The organism is uncultured Formosa sp., from assembly GCF_947500765.1.
In the GTDB taxonomy this organism is placed as follows: domain Bacteria; phylum Bacteroidota; class Bacteroidia; order Flavobacteriales; family Flavobacteriaceae; genus Formosa.
This window is the reverse complement of record NZ_CANMTH010000002.1, coordinates 510,935-525,158: the sequence shown is the minus strand read 5'-3', so window position 1 is coordinate 525,158 and position 14,224 is coordinate 510,935. Positions and strand designations below refer to the sequence as shown.

Genomic DNA, 14,224 nt, shown 5'->3' with positions numbered 1-14,224 from the left:
AAAATTAACATAAAAAAAATACAATTGATTATGTATTCTGCAAAAAACTTAGATAATCACAAGTTTTAATTAAAAAAAATTGACTTATTAACATATAATTATGATTTTAGTTACAACTAATTCAACTATAAATCATATGAAAAGAAAAGCTTACGGAGTTTTAACACTTCTGCTACTGTTTATGCATTTTACATATGCACAACAAAAAACAATTACAGGTTCCATAACAGGGCCAGATGATTTACCATTACCCGGTACAACAATCATGGTTAAAGGATCTAAATCAGGAACTTCTTCAGACTTTGACGGAAAGTATTCTATTGAAGCTTCACCTGGACAAACCATTACATTTAGTTTTGTAGGATACAAGCTTCAAGAAAAAATAGTGGGCACTTCTAATACCATTAACGTTACTTTAGAAGAAGACGCTTCTGCTTTAGACGAAATAGTATTAATGGGCTATACTAAAACTAGCAGAACAGAACTTACGGGTTCTACAGTCCAATTAGAAAGTGCAGCATTCGAACAAGTACCTGTTTCTACAATTGACCAAGTACTTCAAGGTAAAGTTGCAGGTTTAACTTTTAATGTTGACTCTGGAACACCTGGATCCACTTCAGATGTTAGAATTAGAGGTAGAAGTTCACTTACAGCAGGTAACGAGCCTTTATATGTTATAGATGGTGTTCCTGTATCTAGTGCGGCTGCAAATAGCACAACTTCAGGCTCTTCTTTTTCTCCATTAGCATCTATAAACTCAAATAATGTTGAAAGTATTACCGTATTAAAAGACGCTTCTGCTACTGCTGCATACGGAGCTAGAGGAGCTAATGGTGTAATTGTTATCACAACTAAAAGTGGTAAATCTGGAAAAACACAATTCAACTTTAATTCTTCTTACGGGTTTTCTAACGATGCTGTAGATGGACCACAAGTATTAACTGGTGCAGAAAGAGAAATGTTATATTACGAATCTGTTTACAACACATATGGAGCAGATTATGGTTTTGATCTTGATGGAGCCCAAGCATTTAGTGAGGATAACAATTTAGACGGAGGTGTATATGCTACATGGAATGCTGCAGGCAGACCAGAAGGAAATTGGGGTGATGTTATTACCAATAAAGATGCACCATTAATGGAATATAACTTATCTGCGAGTGGTGGAGACGAAACATACTCATTCTTTACTTCGGTTGGATATTACGATCAAGAAGCAACTGTTATCGGGTCAGATTTTCAAAGATTTACTGGACAAGTAAATTTAACTAAAGATTTTTCAGATAAAATTACGTTTTCTACAAGAAACTCAGGATCGTACTCTTACCAAGATGGTTTACTAGAAACAAGCGCCTATTTTTCTTCACCTAGAGCTGTTAAATTCTTTATGCCTGCAACAGACCAACCATATGACGACGAAGGAAATATAAATTTAGAGACATCACTTCCTAACCCGCTTTTAATTGCACAAGAAGATATAGACGACTCTAAATTTACTAGAATAAGTTCTAACAATACACTTAAGTGGGAGTTACCAATTCCAAACTTAACTTTTAACACTACGGTTGCTATAGATTTGCAATTATATAACTATAAAAGATACCGAAACAGAATTGATGGAGATGGTGCGTCTACAAATGGTTACGGTTGGCAAGCGAATAGCACAAGAACAAATTATGTATTCCAAAATAATTTAGATTATCTACTCGCTATAAACGAAGACCATAGTTTAAATTTTAAAGTATTACAAGAATATCAAAAAAACAGATATAATTATCTTGAAGGAGAAGCAGAAAATTTTGCAGACGATGGTTTAACAAACCTCAACTCTGCAGGTACACCAACAAGTGCTAATTCATATTTTACAGATTGGGCAATTGCATCTTACACCGGATTAATGCACTATAGTGGTTACCAAGGAAAATATGTTTTCGATGCAACCATTCGTAGAGAAGGAAGTTCAAGATTTGATGCAGATAACAGATGGGGAACTTTCTGGTCTGTAGGTACAGCTTGGAACGTACACAAGGAAGCTTTTCTAGCAGACTCTTCTTGGTTAAGCACATTAAAATTAAGAGGATCATATGGTTTAACAGGTAATGCAGATATTTCTATAAACCAATACCAATCACTACTTGGATATGATGGTGATTATAACGGAACTTCTGCTATTTACTTAGATACATTCGGAGCAGATGGTTTATCATGGGAAACATCTAAAGCTGTAGATGTTGGTTTAGATCTAGGATTTTTCAATAATAGATTTACAACTACACTTACTTACTACAACAGAAGAACTGAAGACATGTTACTTAATGTAAACTTACCTTTTACTTCTGGATTCTCTTCTCAAATTGCTAATGTTGGAGAAATGGAAAACAAAGGATTTGAGTTTGAGTTTAATGCTGATATCGTACGTTCTGAAAACGTATTTGTATCTATAGGTGGTAATTTTGCTACAAATAAAAATGAAGTTCTTAAAATGTATGAAGACAACTCGGGAGAAGAAACTGTAATAAGCGGTACGACTCAAAGAGTTGAATCTGGACATGCTGCCTATGGTTGGTATATGGTTTCTTCGGCTGGCGTAGACACTCAAACAGGTGAAGACTTATATTATATTGATGGAAAAGATGGTGAAACTACAAATATTTATACTGAAGCTAACCAATCTTGGCAAGGCGGTAGTGCTCTACCAACTTTTACAGCAGGTCTAAATTTAAACATAGAAGCATATAACTTCTTCTTGAATGTATCTTCTTACTATGCTGGAGGTCACAAAGTTTACGAAGATTGGGCTAGATATACCAATGGTACGGACTTATTTACAACATTATATTACCAAGGTGTTGATGCGATCTTAGACAGATGGCAACAACCAGGAGACGAAACACGTTTTGGAAAAATGACGTACTCAACTACGCCATGGCAACAAAACAGTAAATTTTTATATGATGGAGATTACTTCAGAATTAAAGATATTACGTTTGGATACAACCTTCCAGATAGCGTAAATTCAATTGTAGGTTTACAATCTGCAAGAATTTTTGTTAGAGCTACAAATCCGTATACTTGGGTTAAAAGTGATTATTTAAAATATGATCCAGAAGTAAATGCTGATGGTTTTACAGGTTTAGAAACACCTCCTACAAAATCATTAATCTTTGGTGTTAACGTAAATTTTTAATTGACTATGAAAAACATAAAACACATATATAGAATTCTAGTGGCAGCAACCTTAGTGCTTACTATAGGCTCATGTACTACCGAAGATTTAGACCCTTCTCTAGAACAAAACAAATCGGTTGAAGATGGTATAAACTCAATAAATAATATTTCGGGATTAATGTTAGGTGCCTACGAATACTTAACAGAAAGCGGATATTACGGTAGAGATTATATTATAAATAATGAGGTTAGAACAGACAACTGTTTTTCTAATGGTAACTCTGGACGTTTCACAACAGAAGCCTCGTTTGCTTATAATGCAAATACAGGATTCTTTTACGATGAAGCTTATGAAGCCATCTCTATTGCAAACGTAATTATAGCTCAAGACGTTACTTCCTTAGCTACAGATACTAGCGAATTAGAAGAAGGTTATCATATCCAAGGGCAAGCCTATGCCTTAAGAGCATTAGTTCACTTTGACTTATTGAAACAATATGGCCAAATGAATACTGGAGGAACTTTAGGAATACCTTACGTAACAGAATATAAAGGAGAAGATTTATACCCACGCAGATCGACTTATACAGAAAATGTTACAGCTATTATGGCAGACCTACAAACTGCTTTTGATATGATGAGTGATGATTATTACGATTCTACAAAAATAACAATGTCTAAATATTCTGCTAAAGCTATAGAATCTAGAGTTGCTATTTATTTTGAAATGTGGGATGATGCAATCGCTGCTTCTGAAGCCGTTATTAACTCCGGTTTATATAGTATGGTCTCTGCAGACAGCTTTGTAAGCTCTTGGTCTGCCGGAAGTCAGCAAAATTCAATTTTCGAACTTGCTTACACCAGCTCAGATAACTTAAGCAGTAACAGTCTAGGTTTTATTTACAGACTTGGAGATAGTGGTAGTTATGGAGACATACAAGTATTAGACGAGGTAATCGATATTTTTGAAGACGGCGATGTAAGAGCTGATATATTAGGTTACGAAGGCACTTTATTACGTAATCTATACAAATACCCAGATATTAATGGATCTGATAACGTACCTGTTATTCGTTACGAAGAGATTATTTTAAATTATGCAGAAGCGTTATACGAATCTACAGGAGGAGGTTTAAGCGAATTAAACTCACTAAGAACTAACAGAGGTTTAGCTGGCTTAACAACTATAACCAAAGACGCTATTTTAGACGAGCGCCGTAAAGAGTTAATGTTTGAAGGTTTTAGATTTGATGATCTTATGCGTACTGGTCAAGACATTGAAAAAACATCTTTACAACAAAACTTTACATCTACAATTAGTTATGGAGATTATCGTCTGGCTTTTCCTATTCCTCAAAACGATATAGACACCAACTCTAATATGGTGCAAAACGATGGTTATTAACAAAATAAAAATAATCCATCCTTACAAAACCACTTACTTTAAGAAGTTTATTAAGACTTCTAATACGTGGGAGAACTTAGTAATATCACACTAAAGTTCAACATAAAGTAATTTTTAATTATTTATGTAATTAGTCTCTTGCAAGACTGCTTTTATTAAGCAGTCTTGTTTTTTATTACACTAAACTGTATTACATTTCATCTAATTTATCATCTTCTTTATTCGCTTTAAAAACATAAATATAAACTGTTGAAGGATCATCGAGAGACTCGTCTTCGACCTCCTCTTCTGGCTTGTATTCTATGAAATTTCCATCAGCATCAAAATGTTTTAAGAATTCATCATCTGCTTCATTATAATCATCTTTTTCCCAAGCAAACTGTTTTGGTTTAGCTATTTCTTTCTTAAAAATCATTGCAAAAAACAAACCTGTAATTAAACCTGCCAAATGTCCTTCCCACGAAATCCCTTCCTCTACAGGCAGAACATACCAAATCATACTTCCGTACAAAAACACGACTAAAAGCGACAGTGCAATCAATCTATAATGTTTTGCAAAAACACCTTTAAAAAAAATAAAACTAACCAAAACGTAAATTAAACCACTCGCTCCAATATGGTAAGACGGCCTACCAATACACCATGTTAAAAAACCCGATAACAAAATACCATACCCTAAAACCTTCCACGCAATTGGTCTATAAAAATAAAACAGAGCAACACTTAAAACAAATAAAGGAATGGAGTTATGATATAAATGTGAAATTCCAGAATGAATAAACGGACTAAAAATTATCCCCTGTAAACCAGCTAAAGTTCGCGGATAGATACCGTGTGCATTAAAGAAAATATTAGTTTCAACTTCAAACCAATACACATACCAAAGTATTAACACGAATACTAACGGATATGCAAGAACCCCGTTAGAAAATTTAAAATGGTCGTGTTGTTTCATAAATTGAATTTCATTAAAATAATCAAATTGTAAACCATTTTCACTACTAATGATAAAATGTCAGGCGGTAAACATTTTAAAACATGAAAAAATAAGTAATTTTACAACATGAACGAACCTTTAGCAGAACGTTTACGTCCTGAAACTTTAGACGACTATATTAGCCAAACTCACCTTGTAGGACCACATGGCCCATTGCGGATACAATTAAAACAAGGCTTAATCTCATCTATGATATTTTGGGGACCTCCAGGCACAGGAAAAACCACTTTAGCTAATATTGTAGCGACACAATCCGGCAGACCATTTTACACTTTAAGTGCCATAAATTCCGGTGTGAAAGATATTCGTGAAGTGATCGATAAGGCTAAACAAAGTGGAGGTTTATTTACAACTAAAAATCCGATTCTTTTTATAGATGAAATTCATAGATTTAGTAAATCGCAACAAGATTCACTACTACAAGCTGTAGAAAAAGGTTGGGTAACTCTAATAGGTGCAACAACAGAAAACCCAAGTTTTGAGGTTATCCCTGCCCTACTCTCTCGCTGTCAAGTTTATGTTTTAAATGCATTTGACAAAACCGATTTAGAGCAGCTCTTACATCGTGCAATAGAGAAAGACAGCTTCTTGATAGGAAAAGACATTAAACTAAAAGAAACATCTGCTTTATTACGTCTTTCTGGAGGAGATGGAAGAAAATTACTAAACATCTTTGAACTGTTAGTAAATACTTTTGAAAGTGAAGAAATTATAATTACAGACGAGATTGTACTTGAAAAAGTACAGAACAATACGGTTCGTTACGATAAGACTGGCGAACAACATTACGATATTATTTCTGCTTTTATTAAATCTATACGTGGGAGCGATCCCAATGCAGCTGTATATTACTTAGCCCGAATGATTGAAGGTGGTGAAGATGTAAAATTTATTGCACGCCGACTTTTAATTTTAGCTAGTGAAGATATTGGTAATGCAAATCCTACCGCTTTAGTGATAGCAAATAACACCTTTCAGGCAGTATCTGCAATTGGCTATCCAGAATCTAGAATTACATTAAGTCAATGTACAACCTATTTAGCATGTTCGGCAAAAAGTAATTCGGCTTACGAAGCTATTGGTAAAGCCCAGCAATTAGTTAGAGCTACTGGCGATTTATCTGTCCCATTACATATTAGAAATGCACCTACCAAATTAATGAAGGAATTAGGTTATGGTGAAGACTATAAATACGCCCACAGCTATGAAAACAACTTTGCAGAACAAGAGTTCTTACCAGACGAAATAAAAAACACCAAGCTGTATGAGCCTGGTGCTAATGCTAGAGAGCAATCTGATCGCAACTTTTTAAAGCAACGTTGGAAAGCTAAATATGGTTATTAAATTTAATTTTGCGTTTAAAATTTCACGTTAAGGACTTCTTCTTTTAGAGTATCCCCTTCATAAAATTCGATAACCCATTTATCTCCTGTTTTACGAACAGTTGCTTGTTTTCCTACAACAAAAAACACATCTTCCATGTTTGTTTTTTTTAGAGTATAAACTATTTTAGGAGTACTATCTACCAATTGATAGCCGTTAGAAATTGCTTGTGCATATAAAACACCTGAAACAGGAGCTACCGTTTCAGACACAGTATTAGACGTTACGGCTGGTGCTGGCGCAACAGGAACAGAAACTGTTGTTGGCGTATTAGGTTGATATTTATAATTTACAGTTTCAAAAGATTTAAAAGCTTCTCTTAATGCTGTTTGATAAGCTTTTTTATAGTCCTTCTCTTTTGTTGCTCCTAAAGCTGTTTCATAAATAACAGTATTTTTACAATCTTTTAATAGTACTTTTATTTTAGTAGTAAACAAACTCGATTCGTTAACAACATCGGCACGCAACGCTAAACACCCATTTGCATTTAAATCTTCTGGCATAGTATCAGATTCCATAACTGCTATAAACCCTTCTTTATTTAATAGAAACTGGGTTAAAGCATTCATTTGATAAAGATCTGGTTTCTTTAAAAAATCGAAAGTTTCAGGAACAATCACATATTTATAAGTATTTAAATTTGTTTGAGCAATAGAGCTAAAACACACACTTATAAATAACAATAAAAATAATTTTCTCATGAGTATAATAATTTGTGTAAAGGTAATTAAGTTTTATAAAAAGTTTTTTAATTCAATTAATTTGTCAATTTGAGTAATTTCTGGATACGTTGTTAACGGCGTTTCATTAAAATAAATTGCTTTAAAACCAACATTTATAGCGCCAAGAATGTCTGCTTCTAAATTATCTCCAATCATTACACTTGTATTTACCTCTGCATTTGCTTTTTGCAAAGCATATTTAAAAATATCTGGATGCGGTTTTTTTACTCCTGCTTCTTCTGAATTTGTAACCGTTTTAAAATATTGATTTATATTAGAGCCTGTTAATTTTGAATACTGAACCTCATCGAATCCATTTGTAATAATATGCAGATTATACTTAGTTTGCAAATAGCCTAACACCAAAGTAGTATCTGGAAACAAATGATTAAATGATGATAAATAAGCCAGATAATCATCAGACAATTTATAAATTAAATCTGCCTTAACTGGAGTTTTTAAATATTCAAAAGTATCATTCAATCGTCCAAAGCGCAGCGCTTCTTTATCGACTTCTCCGGTTCTAAAACGTTTCCAATAATCTTCATTTATAGGAATATATGCATTTAAAAATACGTCTAAATCAATTTGTAATTGATTGACTTCAAATATTTTTTGAAATGTTAATGCTGAATTTTTTTCGAAATCCCAAAGTGTGTGATCTAAATCGAAAAACACATCTTTTATATTATTTGTCATGTTCTGTAGAGTCTAAAATAAGATTGAATAATGCTTTAAAACCTTTCCACCGGCCATGACCACTAAATGTATAATTGTGAAATACGGGAACAAATTCTCCATTTACTTGTTTCACTTGATTAATTATATTTTGTAGTGATTCCTTTTTGTCTAATAAAGACGTATATTTTAATAACGCAGAATCTATAACGTGATAAGGGTTTATACGTAATGGCGTTTGCACTTCGTAGTCTAAATCGTAAAAGAAAAATGGAGTACACGTTCCTGCTCTAAAACCAAGTTCGTTTACATATCCCATAGTATAATCTTCTTGTACTTCTAATTCAACTAAATTACGATATAAATCAGGCAAATTTAATTTAGAAAAAGAATTTCGAGATTCTACCAAAGACGTATTTATAATGCTTTCCATACGTTGTTGTTCTTCCTTTAGCACGGCTTTATCCTCTATAGCAAAATAAGATACTTTTAAACCTACTTTACAGTAATCTGCTACCGATTTAATTAAAGACACAAAATCTTTTCGGTGCACACTAATTCCCTTATCGTAAGTAGAGTAATCGCCTATTAAAAAGAAAAAATGAAATTTATACTTCGTTTGTTTCTGCTTGTTTAATATGTATTTAAAGGTATCATGAGGATCGCGTTTAAGTCCAAATAACACCATATAGCGATAATAAAACTTTTTAAACCTAAGCGCAAACAAATCTTTAAAAGTTCCCCCTAAATTGCGCATTAACCCTTTTAATCTAAAATCGTAAGGCGAAGGCACATCTATTATAGGTTTTATACTATAAGATCGGTCTTTAAATTGATGATCTGGATAATGTGCTTGTAAAGCTGCTTTAAATTTATAGGCCCAAATATCGACAACTGGCTGATCTAAAAACTTGTATTTATACGCTAAACTTTCTTTTGCTACATACCTACCAAACTCATCTTTTACATGTGGTAAATATTCTTCATACCGACTTAACAAATAAAATGAAGCTGCAAAAATATCGAATGGAATTGCGCTTTTATCGCCATTAAAAAAGAAACACTTAGTATCCTCCCAATTCATAATATTTAAATCCGGATCTGAAAGACCTTGTTCAAACAACAAATCGTGGCTACGAATAAAAATCTCTTTCCCTAAAGGCTGTTTCGTATACGACATTTTTAAACTATCGTGAGCAATAAATGTTTCGATAGTTGTAGTAAACGATACTGGAATACCAAGAATTCTGGTACAGAGATGTTTAAACGCAAATTTTATACGTGGCGTTATTTTATGAGTATATACTAAAAGCACATATTGATTTTAAAGTAATAAAAGTAATGATTTTACAATTAAGAACACCGATTAGTCTAGTAAATACGAGCTACATTTCATTTTCGTCTGCAAAACTAAAATAAGAGTGTTCGGTTATTATAACATGATCTAAAACTTTAATATCTAAACTAGAGGCTGCTGTTTTTAATTTTTGAGTGATTTGCTTATCGGCTACACTTGGTTTTAAAGTTCCAGACGGATGATTATGTACAAAAATAAGCGCAGTTGCACCAAGCTCTAAAGCCATTTTTAAAGTTAATCGCACATCTACTAATGTTCCTGTAATTCCACCTTTACTTAATTGTTGTTTTTGTATGATGGTATTTGAATTATTTAAATAGATAATCCAGAATTCTTCATGGGGCAATTCGCCAAGAAGCGGTTGCATAATTTCGAATACAGAAGCAGAAGATGTTATTTTATTTTGCTTTACAGCCTCTTCGCCTCGCCGTCTTCTCCCTAATTCCATAGCGGCTGCAATGGTTACAGCTTTTGCTTCACCAATACCATTAAAAGTCATTAATTGCTTTATAGAAAGTTTACCCAATGCTGTTAAATTATTATCGACACTTGCTAATATCCGTTTTGTTAAAGCAACAGCACTTTCTGTCCTATTTCCACTCCCTATTAAAATAGCAACTAACTCTGCATCGCTTAAAGCTGCTTGCCCCTTGTAAAGTAGCTTCTCTCGGGGCTGATCGTCTTGCGACCAATTTTTAATAGAAAACGGGATCTTTTTTTCTGACATTCCATAAATATAAATATTGTAAATTACTCACGCAATTAAAAACACTGATTATGAATACTTTATTTGAATCTAAATCTACTAACACCATTCTTAAAAGGCTTAATACTTTAGATGAGCACAGTAAATCGCAATGGGGAAAAATGGATGTTAGTCAAATGTTAAAACATTGTCAAGTTCCTTTAAATATTGCTTTAGGAAGAGAAGAACTAAACACAAAACTTAGTTTTATTCAAAAATTTATAATGAAATTATATAAACCCTTAATGTATAATAATAAGGCTTGGAAACATAATTTACCAACAGCCAAGGAGTTTAGAATAACTACACCACAACAATTTTTAACAGAAAAAGAAAGATTAGAACAACTCATCATAGAATTCTCTAAAAAAACTGATGTAAAAACATGGCCTAATCACCCACTTTTTGGTTACTTTACACCCGAACAATGGGGAAAAATGCAATACAAACATTTAGATCATCATTTATCCCAATTTAACGTCTAACTAAATTATTTAACCGTTGAGTTATCCGCCTGACATACATCAAGACTCCGATAAGAATCACATGATAGAAGTGATTAATCACTATTCATTAGCGACACTAATTTCTGTAAAAGATAACGTACCTTTTATATCACATTTACCTTTAATTTATAAATCTGGGAAACTTACTGGACATATAGATAAAAACAATCCTCAAGCTAAACTGTTAACAAAAAACACCCCCGTAACTGTTATTTTTTCAGGTCCGGATGCTTACATATCGCCTAGTCTAATTGGAGCTACAGAACTACCTACCTGGAATTATATAAAAGTACATTTACAAGGCACAGCTACTGAAATAGAAAATAATAATGTAGTTAAACAATCTATGGTAGATATGACTGCTTTTTTAGAAGAACCAGAACATGCTTATATTTTAGATTATAACAATCCAAAAATGGATCAATTTGTAAATTATGTAATGGGCTTTGAAATTGATATTAAGCATTGGGAAGGCAAGTTTAAATTATCTCAAAACAAAACACCAGAAGCGCAAAACATTGCAAAACAAAAATTAATTTCGGTTAATAAAACATCTATAAAACCATTTTTAGACAACATAACCAAAGCGTAAAGCTTTAATCTTCTACACATTTATTTTGTATCTTAATAATTCTTAATCAAGAATATGAATCTACATAGAAAGATCTTAAAACAACTCTTCTGCATTTTGCTATACTTATCTGCTTACACTGGCATAGCACAAACAGATTTATTTTCCGACATAGAAGGAATTTCGTCATCATTAGATACTACAAGGCTTTCTAAGCCTAAAGCTATTGCAACTATAAATATAGTTAGGGAAATAGACAATGCTACAAACCAACTTAAACTAACACAAAAAAAGATTAAGATTCCGAATAGTATTAAAAAAATCGATTCTATTCACACCATACATTCACAGTTTTTACTACAAGAGTCTAACACGGTTGAAAATTTCATCAAGGCCAGTCCCAACCTTCAAAAAATAAATAATTTAATTTCTAAATGGTATGGTTACAAGGTCACTTTAAATGGTTGGCAATCGACTGTAAATAATCAAGAAATTCGTAATTCAAGATTTATTAATGATATTATTATAAAAGAAAAAACTTGGGATTTAAGCTATCAAAAAGCCATAGAAAACGGCGCTCCCAATGAAGTCTTAAATGCTATAAAAGAGGTCTGGGATAAAACAAAAGAAACTAAGACAGCTATTATTAACAACAACAACTATTACCTTATACTAGAGACTAGTATAGATGCTCAGATTAGTATTACAGAGCAAGTAATGGATGATTTATCAGAATTAAAAAATTCTGATGTTTACAACATTTTCCATAAACGCCACGATGCTTTATGGAATACGTCTTTTACAGGAAACCCTAAAAATCCTGAAATAAGAGACGATATAGAATCTATAAAGGATAATGTTTCAAGTTCGTACGAGTATTTAAAAAGCAGAACAAGTGTTATTTTTTTCTACCTTGTTTTTGTTACTGGTATTGCTTTATTTATTCGTCGTTTAAGAACCGGATTTTTTAAATACGAATACAAAGAGAGAACAAAAAAATTACAAACGGCAAAAAGCATCATTATACACCAAAACACCATTTCAATAGTGTTTCTATCGCTTTTACTGGCTAAATTAATGTTTACTAATACACCAAAACTATTTAGCGATATTACAACATTGTTAGTACTGGCATGTACCATTCCGTTAATTCGGCCATATATGCATAAGCAATTTAAAGGCATTATTTTGGTTGTAATTTTGTTTTTTGTGCTTAACTCTTCAAAATCGTATATCTGGTTTTCTTCAGGAATATATCGTATTTATATTATGGTTGAAGCGCTTACAGTTATCGCAATACTTTACAAGTTTACTAATCCATATTTAGAAACTAGAAAGCTTACTTTAGATGCGTTTGGACGATTTCTTATTCGCTTAACACCTATCGTTTATCTTTTAAGCATCATCTCGATTATCTCTAACATTTTAGGTTACACTAATTTAACCGACTTGTCTTTAAAAATAAGTACACAAAGTGGGATAATAACTACTTTTTTTTATACCCTTTTAATGATTGGAAATGGCATTACTGTTGGTGTAATTAATCGTCATTATGGTGTGAAACCATCTTATGTCGAATCTGATCGATTGCGTATAGAAAAACTAACACTTAAAGTCTCTAGAATAATTGTTGGTATAATTTGGTCCTTCTATTTTTTAAGTATTATTGATGTGTTAACACCAATAATTGAAACGGTTCAAGACTCGATTACAGAACCTTACCAAATAGGTAGTTTATCTTTTACGCTAGAAGGTGTGTTAGGTTTTATTTTAACTTTAATAATCACTTACGCACTTACTAAAATAATTTCTTTTTTAATAAATGATGACGATGGTGTTTTAAGATTCTTTAAGTTCTCTAAAGGGATACCTTCAGCAATCTCTCTAGTGATAAGATATTTTATTTTAGGCTTCGGACTTATTCTTGCACTCGGTGCTTTAGGCATTGATTTAGGTAAATTTAATCTTATGGCCGGTGCTTTGGGTTTAGGTATTGGTTTTGGTTTACAAACCGTAATTTCCAATTTTGTCTCGGGATTAATCTTGGTTTTTGAGCGTCCGATTTTACCTGGAGACACCGTAGAAGTCAATAATTTACTAGGTACCGTAAACCGAATTGGCGTAAGATCTTCAAATATAAGCACATTTGATGGTGCCGAAGTTGTGGTACCAAACAACAATTTAATTTCTAACGACTTAATAAACTGGACACTTTCTAACAACACCAAACGTGTAGAAGTTTTAATTGGTACATCTTACAACTCCGATCCTAATCGTATTTTAGAAATTCTAACAGAAATTGCAACAGAAAATCAATACACTCTGGCAGATCCTGCTCCCAAAGCACTTTTTAATGATTTTGGAGATAGCTCACTAAATTTTAGATTATTATTTTGGGTACACTACGAGGTTGGATTACAATCTAAAAGTGATATTTCTATTAGTATTTATAATCGTTTTAAAGCTGAAGGTATTGAAATTCCATTTCCACAGCGCGATCTTAATGTGCGTAATTTCCCCGAAAACTTCAATACGCCACCTTTACCAATAAACAATACCCCTATTGAAGAAGAAAAACCATTAAATAAAAATTTAGATAAACCATTTATAGAACCTTTAAAAACAGATATTCATTCTACAGATTCTAAAAATGAAGACACTAAATAACAACGTATTTAATCATAAAAAGGCG

11 protein-coding genes are annotated in these 14,224 nt (G+C 32.6%); 6 read left to right on the top strand and 5 right to left on the bottom strand.

Annotated features, from left to right (window positions below):
• Positions 1–136 precede the first annotated feature (136 nt).
• Complete coding sequence (locus Q1B05_RS05345; RefSeq protein ID WP_299778362.1) at positions 137–3,187, top strand: TonB-dependent receptor; 3,051 nt, start codon at positions 137–139, stop codon at positions 3,185–3,187.
• Between the two features lie 6 nt (positions 3,188–3,193).
• Positions 3,194–4,573 (top strand): RagB/SusD family nutrient uptake outer membrane protein, encoded by a 1,380-nt coding sequence (locus Q1B05_RS05340; protein WP_299778360.1) that lies wholly within the window; start codon positions 3,194–3,196, stop codon positions 4,571–4,573.
• A 190-nt stretch (positions 4,574–4,763) separates the two neighbouring features.
• Here the strand turns inward: Q1B05_RS05340 and Q1B05_RS05335 are convergent, their stop codons facing one another.
• Complete coding sequence (locus Q1B05_RS05335; protein ID WP_299778358.1) at positions 4,764–5,528, bottom strand: rhomboid family intramembrane serine protease; 765 nt, start codon at positions 5,526–5,528, stop codon at positions 4,764–4,766.
• A gap of 108 nt (positions 5,529–5,636) precedes the next feature.
• Here Q1B05_RS05335 and Q1B05_RS05330 point away from each other — a divergent pair, with 108 nt between their 5' ends.
• Positions 5,637–6,914: a replication-associated recombination protein A gene (locus Q1B05_RS05330; protein ID WP_299778356.1), complete on the top strand. Its 1,278-nt coding sequence runs from the start codon at positions 5,637–5,639 to the stop codon at positions 6,912–6,914.
• 14 nt (positions 6,915–6,928) lie between these two features.
• Here Q1B05_RS05330 and Q1B05_RS05325 read toward each other — a convergent pair whose 3' ends face one another.
• The 4 genes from Q1B05_RS05325 to radC form a co-directional block, all read right to left on the bottom strand.
• Positions 6,929–7,654, bottom strand: a complete 726-nt coding sequence (locus Q1B05_RS05325) for a hypothetical protein (protein ID WP_299778353.1) — start codon at positions 7,652–7,654, stop codon at positions 6,929–6,931.
• A gap of 33 nt (positions 7,655–7,687) precedes the next feature.
• A complete protein-coding gene (locus Q1B05_RS05320; RefSeq protein WP_299778351.1) occupies positions 7,688–8,374 on the bottom strand; it encodes a YjjG family noncanonical pyrimidine nucleotidase in 687 nt (228 codons plus the stop codon).
• Complete coding sequence (locus Q1B05_RS05315) at positions 8,364–9,668, bottom strand: polysaccharide deacetylase family protein (RefSeq protein ID WP_299778349.1); 1,305 nt, start codon at positions 9,666–9,668, stop codon at positions 8,364–8,366. The genes Q1B05_RS05320 and Q1B05_RS05315 overlap by 11 nt, the downstream gene beginning before the upstream one ends.
• Before the next feature lie 70 nt (positions 9,669–9,738).
• Positions 9,739–10,437 (bottom strand): DNA repair protein RadC, encoded by a 699-nt coding sequence (gene radC / locus Q1B05_RS05310; protein ID WP_299778347.1) that lies wholly within the window; start codon positions 10,435–10,437, stop codon positions 9,739–9,741.
• A 50-nt stretch (positions 10,438–10,487) separates the two neighbouring features.
• On the opposite strand from radC, the gene Q1B05_RS05305 reads away from it, so the two are divergent.
• From Q1B05_RS05305 to Q1B05_RS05295, 3 genes are all read left to right on the top strand, one after another.
• Entirely contained in the window at positions 10,488–10,940 is a 453-nt protein-coding gene (locus Q1B05_RS05305) for a DUF1569 domain-containing protein (protein WP_299778345.1), read from the top strand.
• Between the two features lie 16 nt (positions 10,941–10,956).
• Positions 10,957–11,553 (top strand): FMN-binding negative transcriptional regulator, encoded by a 597-nt coding sequence (locus Q1B05_RS05300; RefSeq protein WP_299778343.1) that lies wholly within the window; start codon positions 10,957–10,959, stop codon positions 11,551–11,553.
• A 96-nt stretch (positions 11,554–11,649) separates the two neighbouring features.
• Positions 11,650–14,199, top strand: a complete 2,550-nt coding sequence (locus tag Q1B05_RS05295; RefSeq protein WP_299778341.1) for a mechanosensitive ion channel domain-containing protein — start codon at positions 11,650–11,652, stop codon at positions 14,197–14,199.
• The last annotated feature ends 25 nt before the right edge of the window (positions 14,200–14,224 follow it).

Excerpts from the sequence above, each read along its gene's own strand:
- Q1B05_RS05345 (WP_299778362.1), top strand. The coding sequence starts at position 137 with ATGAAAAGAAAAGCTTACGGAGTTTTAACACTTCTGCTACTGTTTATG.
- Q1B05_RS05340 (WP_299778360.1), top strand. The coding sequence starts at position 3,194 with ATGAAAAACATAAAACACATATATAGAATTCTAGTGGCAGCAACCTTA.
- Q1B05_RS05335 (WP_299778358.1), bottom strand. The coding sequence starts at position 5,528 with ATGAAACAACACGACCATTTTAAATTTTCTAACGGGGTTCTTGCATAT.
- Q1B05_RS05330 (WP_299778356.1), top strand. The coding sequence starts at position 5,637 with ATGAACGAACCTTTAGCAGAACGTTTACGTCCTGAAACTTTAGACGAC.
- Q1B05_RS05325 (WP_299778353.1), bottom strand. The coding sequence starts at position 7,654 with ATGAGAAAATTATTTTTATTGTTATTTATAAGTGTGTGTTTTAGCTCT.
- Q1B05_RS05320 (WP_299778351.1), bottom strand. The coding sequence starts at position 8,374 with ATGACAAATAATATAAAAGATGTGTTTTTCGATTTAGATCACACACTT.
- radC (WP_299778347.1), bottom strand. The coding sequence starts at position 10,437 with ATGTCAGAAAAAAAGATCCCGTTTTCTATTAAAAATTGGTCGCAAGAC.
- Q1B05_RS05305 (WP_299778345.1), top strand. The coding sequence starts at position 10,488 with ATGAATACTTTATTTGAATCTAAATCTACTAACACCATTCTTAAAAGG.